8 protein-coding genes are annotated in these 14,091 nt (G+C 51.8%); 1 reads left to right on the forward strand and 7 read right to left on the reverse strand.

Annotated elements, in window-relative coordinates; all coding sequences use genetic code 11:
• Position 1: 1 nt before the first annotated feature.
• The 3 genes from BMY09_RS19060 to BMY09_RS19070 all read right to left on the reverse strand — a co-directional run bounded on the left by BMY09_RS19060 (position 2) and on the right by BMY09_RS19070 (position 4,091).
• Complete coding sequence (locus BMY09_RS19060; protein WP_091361435.1) at positions 2–1,828, reverse strand: DUF294 nucleotidyltransferase-like domain-containing protein; 1,827 nt, start codon at positions 1,826–1,828, stop codon at positions 2–4.
• Between the two features lie 158 nt (positions 1,829–1,986).
• Positions 1,987–3,795 carry a sodium:solute symporter family protein gene (locus tag BMY09_RS19065; protein WP_091361436.1) on the reverse strand — a complete coding sequence of 603 codons (1,809 nt, stop codon included), beginning with the start codon at positions 3,793–3,795 and terminating at the stop codon, positions 1,987–1,989.
• Between the two features lie 32 nt (positions 3,796–3,827).
• Positions 3,828–4,091, reverse strand: coding sequence for a DUF4212 domain-containing protein (locus tag BMY09_RS19070; protein WP_091361438.1), 264 nt, complete (start codon positions 4,089–4,091; stop codon positions 3,828–3,830).
• 280 nt (positions 4,092–4,371) lie between these two features.
• Between BMY09_RS19070 and BMY09_RS19075 the strand changes: the two genes are divergently transcribed.
• On the forward strand, positions 4,372–8,313 hold the full coding sequence (locus tag BMY09_RS19075) for a hybrid sensor histidine kinase/response regulator (RefSeq protein WP_091361440.1): 3,942 nt from the start codon (positions 4,372–4,374) through the stop codon (positions 8,311–8,313).
• Positions 8,314–8,431: 118 nt separating this feature from the next.
• Here BMY09_RS19075 and BMY09_RS19080 read toward each other — a convergent pair whose 3' ends face one another.
• The 4 genes from BMY09_RS19080 to BMY09_RS19095 form a co-directional block, all read right to left on the reverse strand.
• Entirely contained in the window at positions 8,432–9,097 is a 666-nt protein-coding gene (locus BMY09_RS19080) for a response regulator transcription factor (protein WP_091361441.1), read from the reverse strand.
• Positions 9,098–9,285: 188 nt separating this feature from the next.
• Positions 9,286–11,238, reverse strand: a complete 1,953-nt coding sequence (gene acs, locus BMY09_RS19085) for an acetate--CoA ligase (RefSeq protein ID WP_091361443.1) — start codon at positions 11,236–11,238, stop codon at positions 9,286–9,288.
• A 312-nt stretch (positions 11,239–11,550) separates the two neighbouring features.
• Positions 11,551–12,924 carry a sigma-54-dependent transcriptional regulator gene (locus BMY09_RS19090; protein WP_091361444.1) on the reverse strand — a complete coding sequence of 458 codons (1,374 nt, stop codon included), beginning with the start codon at positions 12,922–12,924 and terminating at the stop codon, positions 11,551–11,553.
• Between the two features lie 3 nt (positions 12,925–12,927).
• Entirely contained in the window at positions 12,928–14,088 is a 1,161-nt protein-coding gene (locus tag BMY09_RS19095; RefSeq protein WP_091361515.1) for a sensor histidine kinase, read from the reverse strand.
• Positions 14,089–14,091 lie beyond the last annotated feature (3 nt).

Raw genomic sequence — 14,091 nt, forward strand, 5'->3', positions numbered from 1 at the left:
TTTAGCCTCCCAGGTGATACCTGAGTGTCAGATGCTTTTTGAAACCCTTAACGATATGCATACCGTCCCGTAGCAGATCTCGTTCCATTTTATCCAATGAAGACAACTCAAGGATATTAGGCGTTTGGTCTACACCATCCTCAGATATATCGATACGCTTTACCTGCTGCTTCAGACGTGTCTGAATAAACAGTGCCAGCGCCTCAGCCAACTCGCGACCATGCTCCTCCTTCATCTGCCCCATCTCCACCAATGCTTCTATACGCTTAAAGGTATTGGTTTCCAGTATGCGAAACTGCAGCGCCATGGTACGAATACCATGCACGATCGGGAAAATGCCTGCCTTCTTAACATCCAGCTCCCCTTTATCTTTGAGATTACCAAAGAAGGTCAGCGGCGTATCAAACTCAATCGCTGCCCTGGCGAAATGTGAAAAAAACAGATCGTTGTTTTTCAGATGACGCAGGAACCAGTTACGGGAGGTTTTAAACAGCGCCGAATTACCCGCAACCGGATGGGCATCAACAGCTATCGCCAGATTCATCTGCGCCTCACCTTCACACAGATAGGACCAGTCACTCAACTGCTGTGTCCACTCACCAATCGACTTAACCCAGGCAGGATTCGATACCATAATATTACCTGGGCATTTGGGAAAACCGAATGAGATAAGGGTTTCACTAAAGCGCTGCATGGTCTCCTGCATCTCAGGCCAGATAAGCCCATCGCGATAGATCAGGGCATTATCCTGATCCGTCTTCATGATCTGCTCACCCCGTCCCTCGCTGCCCATCACTACCAGACAAACATGGGGCTGCATATCCCGGGGAATCATCAGACCAAACAACTTGGCAATAACCCTTTCATTCATTGCCGCAATCAGTTCCATCGCAAAACGCGCTTTAACCCCCTGTGAAACCAGCGCCTTTATCAGATCATTCAGACCATGGGCTGCTTCATAGAGATCCTCGACTGTCTGGGCGCGCTCAATACGCAGACCGATAACATGGGAGTGACTGGAGAAATAACTCAGCACATCGGTCAGCTCGACAACCCCGGTCAGACTGCCATCATCCACCACCACTACCCGCTCGATGCGCTGCTGCGTCATGGTGATCAGTGCATTAAAGAGATAATCGTCGGAAGTGGTGGAGATCAGTCTATAACTGGCTATATCAGCAACATCTGAATCAAGACCGAGCTTATTAATCACCACCGCATCAAGAATATCGGTTCCAGTGACCATACCGTAGCGATTGCCACGCTTTACCAGTACACAGTCAGCATGCTTCTCACGCATCATCACCGTAGCTTCAGTGATGGTTGTCCCCTCAAGGACCACCAGAGGCTCACGTATCAGGCCATCTTTAATCTGAGCCAGCATAAACTCCGCCATATCCTGATCACCACCCTCCTGGGCCTGAATCTCAGTTTTGGCAGACAGACTTTGCTGAAAATAGTCGGCAAACCGACTATTACCAGCACACAGATCAAGCAGCACCCGGGTGGGCAAAATATGGCAGATAGTTTCCTCAACCGCGATAAAGTTGTGAATCGCTTTACCCCTGATCGCCGACCAGCCGCCAAAATAGTCCTCATTGGTATAGTGAACATAGAGATGCTGCTGAGCACCACTCTCCTCGGGCACATCGCTTTCAGCCACGCGCCCCTTGAGAATGACATACACCCCCTCAGGCACACTGCCAGCGGCGATAATCGTCTCACCCGCCTGGTAATAGCCAATATCCAGACTGGAACACAGAACATCCTGCTCTTTTTCGCTGAGCAGACTGAACGGCATATTCTCGATTTTAAATGATGACGGCATAGACTAATCTCCCAACCCAAAACAACCTCAAAGTGCCTGATTAAAGAGTCACATAACCCTTTAGGCCGAAACTTTGACAGCACTTAAACAGAACCGATAAAAAAAGGCGCGCCAACCCTCGCTGGCGCGCCTTGCGTTTAGTTAGATCTGTTCAGATCTTAGTGCGCGTGAGCAACACCAGCACCACGAGGTACACGGATGTTCTCAACAATCTCCTGAATTTCAGCAGGAGGCGGCGGAGTCATCATAGATACAACGTAGGCGACGATAAAGTTCAGAATCATACCAACGAAGCCGAAGCCACCGGTGGAGATACCCAGGAACAGATCGTCTTTTGAACCACCCATGAAGGTGAAGTAGATCATGTAAGCCATGGTTGAACCCAGACCAACGATCATACCCGCAATCGCACCCTCTTTGTTCATACGGCTGTTGAAGATACCCATCACGATAACCGGGAATACAGAGGAGGAAGCCAGACCAAAGGCCAGTGCCACCACCTGCGCCACAAATCCCGGCGGATTGATACCAAAGTAACCTGCAATACAGATCGCCACAATAGCCGCAATACGTGCGTACATCAGCTCCTGCTTCTCTGTTATATCAGGATTAATACAGGTTTTCATCAGGTCGTGGGCAATCGCAGTAGAGATTACCAGCAGCAGACCCGCTGCAGTAGACAGCGCTGCGGCTACCGCACCTGCGGCTACCAGGGCAATTACCCAGTTAGGCAGCTGAGCGATCTCAGGGTTAGCCAACACCATGATGTCACGGTCAACATACACTTCGTTCGCGAATGGCGCACCAGGAGCCGGAGCAGGATTCACCTTAGCATTGGTTACAGCACGCTCACCGTACGCACCACGGGCATCGCCATCAAACGCAGGCTTACCACCTTCAAACGCCGCACCAGCAGAGTACTGAACCTTGCCGTCGCCGTTATAATCATGCCAACCCAGGAGACCAGCATTCTCCCAGTTCTTGAACCAGCCAGGCATCTTCGCATATTCAGTACCGACATTAGCCTCATCAGTACCGTTAATGGTCTGAATCAGGTTTACCCGACCGAAACCAGCAACACCCGGAACCGTAGTATAGAGAATAGCGATGAAGATCAGCGCCCAGCCAGCAGAAGTACGGGCATCTTTTACACGTGGTACGGTGAAGAAACGTACGATTACGTGAGGCAGACCCGCAGTACCCGCCATCAGCGCAGCGGTCAGACAGAAGATATCAATAGTTGATTTCTTACCGGCCGTGTATTCAGCGAAGCCGAGATCTACCGACAGTTTATCCAGCGTCGCCAGTACAGACATACCAGAATCCAGCGTCGCACCCAGACCCAGTTGAGGCAGGAAGTGACCGGTAATCTGCATAGACATAAAGATTGCAGGTACCATGAATGCCAGGATCAGTACGCAGTACTGAGCAACCTGAGTATAGGTTATACCCTTCATACCACCCAGAACGGCGTAGAAGAATACGATCGCCATACCGACGATAACACCAGTATTGATGTCAACGTGCAGGTAACGGGAGAATACGATACCTACACCACGCATCTGACCTGCCACATAGGTGAAGGAGATAACGATAGTACAGACAACCGCAACAACACGGGCGAAAGTAGAGTAGTAACGGTCACCGACGAAATCAGGCACGGTGAACTTACCAAACTTACGCAGATATGGAGCCAGCAGCATAGCCAGCAATACATAGCCGCCGGTCCAGCCCATCAGGTAAGCCGCACCATCACGACCGATGAAAGATACCAGACCTGCCAGAGAGATAAACGATGCTGCAGACATCCAGTCAGCCGCAGTCGCCATACCGTTTGCAATCGGAGGTACACCACCGCCTGCAACGTAGAATTCCTTTGTAGACCCGGCACGGGCCCAGATAGCGATACCGATATAGAGTGCGAAAGAGCCCCCTATAAAGAGATAAGTAAGTAGATCAAGACTCATAGTAGTCATCCTCAGCGCAACTGTTATTGTTCTTATTCGTGAACGTCGTATTTTTCATCCAGCTTATTCATGCTGTATGCGTACATCCAGATGAGAGCTACATATACGAAGATTGAACCCTGCTGATCGATCCAGAATCCCAACGGGAAGCCAAAGAAGGGAATAGCGTTCAACTGATCAACAAACAGAATCCCACCTACGAATGACACTACAAACCAGATTGACAGGTAAGTCATGATAATGCGCAGGTTTTCGGCCCAGTAGGCCGAAGCATTGTCTTGTGAAGAAGTAGACATTTGCACCATCCTTATTTTTGTTATTAAAGGTTAAGTAAAAGTTGTGGACTGATAGAATTTAACAAAGTGTTCTGGCAAACAAATCCCCTACTTTGGTCTGATCAAACGGATCAAAACCCTGGCAAACAGGCCGCAACCCAAGCACGGCGCGACCTGGAGGGGGTTTAAAAAAACCTTTATAACTCAACACATTAGACAAAGGTATAAGAGCAATAGGGTTATTCGCCAGAGTTCGGTTACACTACCCACTCCAACACAGTAACTACGGACAGACCTGACTATGCTATCCGGCGGCTCAATTATTCTGATCTCACTGGCCTATGTAGGTCTGCTCTTCGCTATCGCTTACTTTGGCGACCGCAGTGCTCAGGGACGCTCCTACGCCAGCAATCCGGTTATCTATTCCCTGTCTCTGGCGATCTACTGTTCCTCATGGACCTTTTACGGCGCAGTCGGGCGCGCTTCTGTCAGTGGCTGGCAGTTTCTTGCCACCTACCTGGGGCCGGCGATCGTATTTATTTTTGGCTGGCGAATTATTGAGAAGATCATCCTGGTCAGCAAGCAGCAGAACACCACATCCATCGCCGACTTCCTCTCGTCCCGCTACGGTAAAAGCCAGGCACTGGCAGTACTGGTTACCATTATCGCAGTGTGCGGCACCATCCCCTATATTGCGATGCAGCTTAAAGCGGTGGCCATCAGCTATGATGCAATCGCCCCCGGCGTGACCGAAGCCCTGAGTAAAGGCAACGATACCGCGCTGTTTGTGGCTCTGGTGATGGCGGTCTTCACCATTCTGTTTGGTACCCGGCATATCGACGCCACCGAGCATCATGAAGGGATGGTGCTGGCCGTGGCATTCGAATCAATCGTCAAACTGACCGCTTTTATCGCCGTCGGCCTGATGGTGACCTTTCAGATCTTTGATGGCGTGCCTGATCTGATTGCCAACATCCGTGACCAGCTGTATCACAACGATAATTTCAGCAGCCCGCTGGAGGGTAGTTTTCTCGGTAATAGCTTCCTCACCGAGATCCTGCTCGCCTGTGCCGCAATCCTCTGCCTGCCACGCCAGTTCCACGTCACCATTGTAGAAAACACCCGCCTCGACAACCTTAAAACCGCCCGCTGGCTGTTCCCGCTCTATATGGTGCTACTGGCGTTGTTTGTGCTGCCAATCGCCACCGCCGGAATGACTCTGTTTGAAGGGCTGGATATCAACGCAGATACCTTCGTGCTGATGCTCCCCCTGCATGAAGGCTATAAGGATCTGGCCACATTCGCCTTTATCGGTGGTCTGTCTGCATCTACCAGTATGGTTATCGTCGCGTCAATCACCCTGTCTACCATGGTGTGTAACGATATCGTCATGCCGTTACTGCTGAGGGTCTCATGGCTAAAGCTGTCAAAAAATAAAGACCTTGGCGCAATGCTCCTCAGAGTCAGGCGGATCACCATTATCTGCCTGATGATCATGGCTTATTTTTATTATCGCATCCTCGGCGATCAGGGCACACTGGCCTCGTTCGGCCTGCTGGCATTTGTCGCCGCCGCTCAGTTTCTGCCGGGACTGATTGGTGGCGTCTATTGGAAAACCGGTTCCCGACACGGCATTCTGACCGGCCTTTGCGCCGGCTTTCTGATCTGGCTCTACACACTGGTATTTCCCACCATGGCTAACGCCGGACTGATGCCAACTTCTTTTCTGCAGGAGGGCCTGTTTGGTTCTGACCTGCTCAGGCCCACCCAACTGTTTGGCCTGAGTGGCATGGACCCCCTTACCCATGGGGCTTTCTGGAGTATCTCAATCAATGCGTTGCTCTACGCAGTGATCTCCCATTACAGTCCGCAACGACTGGTTGACCGGATCCAGGCAAGCGCCTTTGTCGACGTTTACAGCAAAGACCTGTCTGAACCTTCCCGGGTGTTCAGTCACGCCACCGTCGGCGACCTGCAGATTCTGACCGAGCGTTTTCTCGGCATCAGCCGCACCCAGCATGCATTTACCGGTTTTGCCCTTAAAGCGGGTATCGAACCCCCCTTATCCGGGGACAAAGCCAGTCCGGAACTGATTCAGTTTACCGAACGACTGCTGGCGGGTGTTATTGGTGCCTCCTCAGCCCGCATCGTGCTGGCTTCAACACTGCGCGGCAAAGATATGCAGATTGGCGATGTGGTCACCATTGTCGATGAAGCCTCCCAGGCCTTACGCTTTAACCGTTCACTGCTACAGTCCACTATCGAAAATATCACCATGGGCATCAGCGTGGTTGATCAACAGATGCGCCTGGTCGCCTGGAATCGTCGCTATATTGAGATGTTTGACTACCCGGATGGGCTGATCTGCGTTGGCCGCCCGATTGAAGAGATATTCCGCTATAACGCTTCTAAAGGTGAATACGGAGCAGGAGAGATAGAGGAGCAGGTAAAAAGCCGCCTGAACATATTAAAAGAGGGCAAGGCACACTCCTATGAACGTCATAGGATGGATGGTTCAGTACTGGAAGTGCGCGGTAACCGGATGCCTAATGGCGGCTTTGTTAATACCTATATGGATATCACCGAACACAAACGGGTACAGGAGGCCCTGCGCGAAAGTGAGCAGAATGTCCGCACCTATACCGATAATGTGCCGGTACTGATCGCCTTTCTGGATACCGACCGCAACTTTCGCTTTGTCAATAAAGCCTATGCCCGCACTTTTGGCCTCGACCGGCATAATATTGCGGGAGTTAACAGCTCCTCAACACTCTCAAAGGAGGAACTTGAAGTACGTCTTCCTTATGTGAATAAAGTCCTGCAGGGGGAGCGGCAGCGTTTTGAGACAGAGCTGCCATCGACTGACGGCAAGTTCCGCTTCGCTGAGGTCACCTATATCCCACACACCAACGAAGCCGGTGATCTGCTCGGCTATTTCACCCTCTATCAGGATATCACTGAGCGCCGTAAGGCCGAACAGTTACTGCAGGAAACCAACGAGAATCTGGAACAGCGTGTCCGGGAAAGAACCCATACCCTGTCAGTGGTCAATAAAGAGCTGCGTAAAGAGAATACTGTGCGCGCCCTGATCGAGGATGAGCTTCGGCAGGCAAAGTTTGATGCCGATGCCGCCAATCTGGGCAAAACCCGTTTCCTTGCCGCTGCCAGCCATGACCTGCTTCAGCCGCTGAACGCTGCCCGGCTGTTTATCTCTGCCCTGGCACAGCAAAAACATACCGAGGAGACGCATCAACTGGTTGAGAATCTGGATGGTTCACTGAAAGCCGCTGAGAGCTTGATAACCACCATTCTGGATATATCAAAGCTGGATGCCGGCGCACTGGAACCCAACTTCAGCCACTTTTCCATCAACGGGATGTTTGACCATCTGAGTGCCGAATTTACCGTACTGGCCGAAGAGAAACAGCTGCAGTTTGATTTTGTTAAATGCTGTCAGGTGGTCCACTCCGACCAGCAACTGCTGCGCCGGATTCTGCAAAACTTCCTCTCCAATGCGATCCGCTACACCCAGCAGGGAAAAATTATGCTGGGTTGTCGCCGTCAGGGGAAAACTCTGCGTATCGAGGTCTGGGATACCGGAGTCGGCATCCCTGAAGATAAACTGAGCGAGGTATTTGAGGAGTTCCGCAGAATAGACAATCCAAAACACTCGCAGGTCAATGGTCTGGGACTGGGGCTGGCCATCACAGAACGTATCGCCCGTATGCTCAATCATCCTATACAGGTACGCTCATGGCCGGGGAAAGGTACAGTATTCAGTGTCAGGGTACCATTGGGAGACAAGGACAAGGCAGTGAAACCCCGACCAGAAAAACGGGGCTGGATTCGCAGCAAAGGGCTTGAGGGGATTAAAGTGCTGGTGATTGATAATGAGCCAAAAATCCTTGAAGGGATGAGCGCCCTGCTGCAGGGATGGTCCTGCTCAGTATTGACCGCCATCTCAGCGGCGGAGGCTAAATCGAAGGTTGTTGAGCAACAGTTTGTGCCTGACATTATCCTGGCAGATTACCATCTTGATGAAACCCGTACGGGTGTTATGGCGCTTCAGGAACTGGGGGAGCTCTGGCACCACCAGGTGCCAGCTGTTGTGATTACCGCCGACCGAACCGATGCTGTCAAAGAAGAGATCGATGAGACCCAGGCAGAGATACTTCATAAACCGATCAAACCTGCAGCACTCAGAGCGATCATCAGCAAGCTGATCACCTCCGCCAGGTCATAACAACCAGTTGACTGCGGCCTGAGTGCCGCAGGACATTACAATGATCAGACAAAAAAACGCGCCCGGAGTGAGCACGTTTTTTCCTCTGCTGTCGGCGGCTGACTCGCCACCGGACAGCTCAATTCATCTCAGTTTTAGGCGGATCAACACAGAGTCGCTGTGCCGCGATGACGGCCTGAGTACGGCTGTGCACACCCAGCTTGCGCAGAATCGCGGTCACATGGGCTTTAATCGTCGCCTCTGATACATTCAGATCATAAGCGATCTGCTTGTTCAGCAAACCTTCGGTCAGCATCGTCAACACACGGAACTGCTGAGGCGTGAGAGACGCAAGGTTATTGGCGAACTTCTGATCCTCTTCAGTCACATCGACAACCCCTTCAGCCACCTCTTCAGGCAACCACTCCTCGCCTTCAAGAACCGTAGTAATCGCCTCTGCGATCACCTCAAGAGGCGATGACTTGGGGATAAAACCGGAAGCGCCATAGTCCAGCGCCCGTTTCATCACTGAGGATTCTTCACTACCGGAAACAACCACAACAGGTATACCGGGATTTTTCCCTCGCAGAAAAACCAGTCCGGTAAAACCATTGGTACCCGGCATATGCAGGTCAAGCAGCACCAGATCCGCATCTGCATGCTCTTCTACGGCGGCCTGAACGGCCTCCAGGGAATCGGCTTCGACGATTTCAACGCCAGGAACAGCCTGAGTCACGGCTTGTTTCAGTGCCGCCCGGAACAGCGGATGGTCATCCGCAATGATTATCTTCTGCGCCAATTGCATTCAGCTAATCTCCCTCCTTACCCGCTTTCAGCCAGTGAAAACGTGTAAATATATCCGCTTATAGAGTGCATAACCCATTGGCCGCACCTGACTATATTAACATCACTTTTATAGCAAAACTCCCCCCCGACCTAAAAAACCGGGAGGGAGTAAGGGAATTGTAGACCGAAATTAGTTCGGCAGCACAATTACTTACGGTTCATGCGATGCTCGATCAGATCATCAACCACTGACGGGTCCGCCAGAGTGGAGGTATCACCCAGAGCACCAAAATCATCCTCAGCGATCTTGCGCAGAATTCGACGCATGATTTTACCTGAACGGGTCTTAGGCATCCCCGGAGCAAACTGAATCAGGTCTGGAGAAGCAATCGGACCGATCTCAGAGCGCACATGCATGCGCAACTCTTTGAGCAGCTCATCAGACTGTTCAAAGCCAGCCTGAAGGGTAACGTAAACATAGATACCCTGCCCCTTCACTTCGTGCGGATAGCCCACAACAGCTGCTTCAGCAACCGCCGGATGTGCTACCAGTGCAGATTCAACCTCAGCGGTACCCATACGGTGACCGGAGACATTGATAACATCGTCCACACGACCGGTAATCCAGTAATAATCATCTTCATCACGACGGGCACCGTCACCGGTGGTGTAGTAACCCTTATAAGTGGTGAAATAAGTCTGAATAAAGCGTTCATGATCACCCCAGATAGAGCGACTCTGACCCGGCCAGGAATCTTTGATAACCAGGTTGCCATCGGTGGCACCTTCCAGCTCATTGCCATCCGCATCCAGCAACGCAGGCTGAACGCCGAAGAACGGACGGGAAGCAGCACCCGGCTTCGCTGCAGTAGCGCCCGGCAGTGGCAGAATCATCATGCCACCGGTTTCAGTCTGCCACCAGGTATCGACGATAGGGCAACGGTTCTGACCGATAATACGGTAGTACCACTCCCATGCTTCAGGGTTGATCGGCTCACCAACAGAACCGAGGATACGCAGGCTGGACAGATCAGAATCGCCCAGAACATCTTCACCCTGCTGCATCAGCGCACGGATAGCGGTCGGCGCAGTGTAGAACTGGTTAACCTTATGTTTTTCAATAACACGACCGAAACGGCTGTTATCGGGATAGCTTGGCACACCCTCAAACATCAGCGAGGTAGCACCATTCGCCAGCGGACCATAGACAATGTAGCTGTGGCCGGTTACCCAGCCGACATCTGCTGTACACCAGTAGATATCGCCATCTTTATAGTCAAAGGCATACTCGTGAGTCATCGCGGCATACACCATATAGCCACCGGTGGTGTGCTTCAGGCCTTTCGGCGCACCGGTAGAACCTGAGGTGTACAGAATAAACATCGGCGCTTCCGCTTCCATCTCCTCTGCAGGACAGTCAGCAGAAGCATTTGCCACCAGATCCTCATACCAGACATCAACGCTGTCATTCCAGGCAACATCCTGCTCGACACGTTTAACAACAATCACGCTATCGACACAGGCTTTCGCGGCTTCATGCTCCAGCGCTTTATCAACGTTCAGCTTCAGTGGTACTGATTTACCGGCACGCAGCGAGTAGTTTGAGGTCACAACAACTTTAGAATTAGCCCCTTCAATACGGGCCGCCAGTGCCTCAGGGGAGAAACCGCCAAATACAATTGAGTGCACCGCACCGATACGGGTACAGGCCAGCATCGCTACCGCCGCTTCCGGTATCATCGGCATATAAAGGGTAACCACATCACCCTTCTCAACACCGCGCGATTTCAGCGCATTGGCAAATTTACATACACGCTCATGCAGATCACGGTAGGTGATATTCTCAGACTCACTCGGGTCATCCCCCTCCCAGATAATCGCAACCTGGTCACCCCGGGTTGCCAGATGACGATCCAGACAGTTATAGGAAGCGTTCAGCGTGCCATCCTCAAACCAGCGGATATCAACATTATGGGGATCAAAAGAGGTATTTTTGACTTTGGTGTATGGTTTAAACCAGTCCAGGCGCTTACCCTCTTCACCCCAGAAAGTATCTGGATCATTGATGGACTGTTCATACATCGCCAGATATTTTTCATTATTGATATGCGCAGTCGCAGCCAGCTCGTCGCTAACCGGATATATCTTTGAATCGCTCATGTGAGATGCCCTTAGCTTGTTATTTATTCTGTGCAGTAACAGTAGTTATCAATCACAAGTCATCAACTTCCGATAACTACGTCTCCCTATCCCTGCTCTACCCATATTTTTGTTATTGACGGTGAGATTTTCAGGTCATTAGTTTCCAAAGTATAAACAGAGACTCTGAAACTATTATTTTTGTGGTTAATGTTATACCGAAGTGACCGATTCTTCCTGAATTAGACATTGGTCTATCCGGGGCTGGCCATTAGTCGTAGGAAGCCCTTTTTCTACGACCTTAGACGTACAATTTAATCCAAATGGAACGATTCAGCTTTTCAGTTCAGCATCAAGATCAATACCAGCCTCACGCATCCGGGCCAGCTTATAGCGTAATGTGCGGGGGCTGATACCCAGCTTTTCTGCCGCCTCTTTACGACTCCCGCCTGTTTCCCGAAGCGTCTCAATAATCAGCTGAAACTCATGCTGTTTCATATCATTTCCCAACTGACTGCTGTCGTCAGGACTGACACTGCCAGAGCTAAAGCGACCCGCCATCTCAGAGGTCTGCATACTGCCCGGCTGAATATGCAGATCGGCAGGACCGATCAGTGCTCCCTGCTGCAGAATAAGCGCCCGCTGCACGATATTATCCAGCTCGCGTACATTCCCAGGCCAGTGATAGGCCTGTAGCGTACGCTGCGCCTCCTCGCTGAGAGAGACCGCGGTGCGATTCATTTTGCGGGAGTATTTTGCCAGCAAGCGCTGCGCCAGCGGCACGATATCACCGACCCGCTCTCGCAGCGGCAACCATTGAAGCGGAAAGACATTGAGCCGGTAATACAGGTCTTCGCGGAACTTATGCTCCGCAACATACTCTTCCAGCCTGCGGTTCGTGGTTGCCAGAATTCTGACATCCAGATTGATCACTTTGCGGCCACCCACTCTCTCTACCTGCTGTTCCTGCAACACCCGCAGCAGCTTGGCCTGCAACCCGAGATCCATTTCTGAGATCTCATCCAGCAAAATGGTGCCACCATTAGCCTGCTCGAACTTACCGGGGTTGCTGGTGTAAGCGCCGGTAAACGCGCCTTTCTCGTGTCCAAAAAGCGTTGCTTCCAGCATATTCTCAGGAATCGCTGCACAGTTAATCGCGACGAAGGGCTTGTCGGCCCGGGGGGAATGCATATGGATGTACTGCGCCAGCACCTCTTTACCGGTACCACTCTCCCCGGTAATCAGTACGGTTGAGTCGGTCTCGGCAACACGCCGGGCCACCTGTAGCAACTGCTTACTGCTGGTCTCCTCTGCGATCGGCTGAATACTATCCTGCTCACTTAACTGCGTGCCGGTATAGCGTTTCACGACCTCGATCAACGCCTCTGGAGCAAAAGGCTTCATCAGATAGTCCACCGCTCCGCTGCGGATCGCATCCACCGCTTTATTGACCTGACCATAGGCAGTAATCAGCATCACCGGCAGACAGGGCTGGCTCTGCTGAATTTTTTCCAGCAGCTGATGACCATCCATGCCCCCCATATTGACATCACTGACCACCATATCTACGGGATTTTCTGCAATCACCTCCAGCGCCTGCTCTCCCGAATCAGCTTCCAGATAATCAAAGCCTGCCAGTTCCAGCGTGTCGACCAGCGCTTCACGCAGATCCGCATCGTCTTCAACCACTAATACCTGAATGCTCATAAACTATCCGATCCCGCTTTCATTATTTTCACTGCTGTTATTACCCGCCAGGTGATTGGCCTGATTATCGGTCTGACCGCCCGTTTGATAAGGAATAAGAAAAGCCGCCTGAGTGCCAACCCCCAGCTGTGAGCGTAGCAGAAACTCGCCATGGTGCGCTTTGGCCACTACCTGTGCCACCGCCAACCCTAAACCGGTGCCATGGGATTTAGTTGAATAAAACGGCTCCAGCACCTTTTTACAAAGCTCCGCATCCATTCCCGGACCATTATCACGCACCTCGATACCCAGCTTATCTCCGACCAGTTGCGCTTCAATGACCAGTTCGGTGCCTTTACCGCCTGCCTGCAAGGCGTTGTTGACCAGGTTCATAATCGCCCCCAGCAACGAATCTTTATTGCACTGCAGCTGCAACTCCGGTACCCGGTTAAGACAGTCGCAGTCAGCGTCCCAGCTATGCAGAGGCATATCCAGCGCATCTTCCAGTTCACGGAACAACTCTGCAACACTGATGCGATCCTCCAGTCGGGTTTCACCCCGGGCAAAAATCAGCATATCGCGCACTTGCAGCTCTAGATTTTCCAGACGGGATTTTACTTTTCCGGCGAATTTAATCCGTTGCTCCGGCCGCAACTCCGGCTTCATCAGATGCCCGGCATAGAGTAGAGCCGCAGACAGCGGGGTACGCACCTGATGCGCCAGCGAGGCCATCATCCGCCCCATCTCAGACAATCGCTGATAATGGGCCAGACGCCCCTGTAATAACCGGGTGTCGGTCTGATCGGTCAACATCAGCAACTGGCCCGACTCATTTGCCAGAGTACTGGTTGACAGACTGACCCGGCGGCCGCTTTTTAATGAAACCTCATGACCATCATCGCTGCGGGGGGCGAAACTGCGCTGAATGACGGCAATCCAGGGTTCATTCTTCAACGGCTGCCCCAGCAACTGCTCAGCCGCACTGTTACACTCGGCGACCCGACCCCGGTTATCGATTACCACCACACCTGCCGGCAACAGATCCAGCAGATCCTCCAGCCGGCCTGACAAGCGTTCATGCTCAACCTGTTTTTCTACACTGGTCTGGCGGATCTGATCCAGCTGCGCCCGCAGTTGGCTATTTTCCGCTTCCAGTTGAGCGATTCTGTTAGTTGCGTCAGTCATCAT

This window comes from Amphritea atlantica, assembly GCF_900111095.1.
Classification (GTDB): Bacteria; Pseudomonadota; Gammaproteobacteria; order Pseudomonadales; family Balneatricaceae; genus Amphritea; species Amphritea atlantica.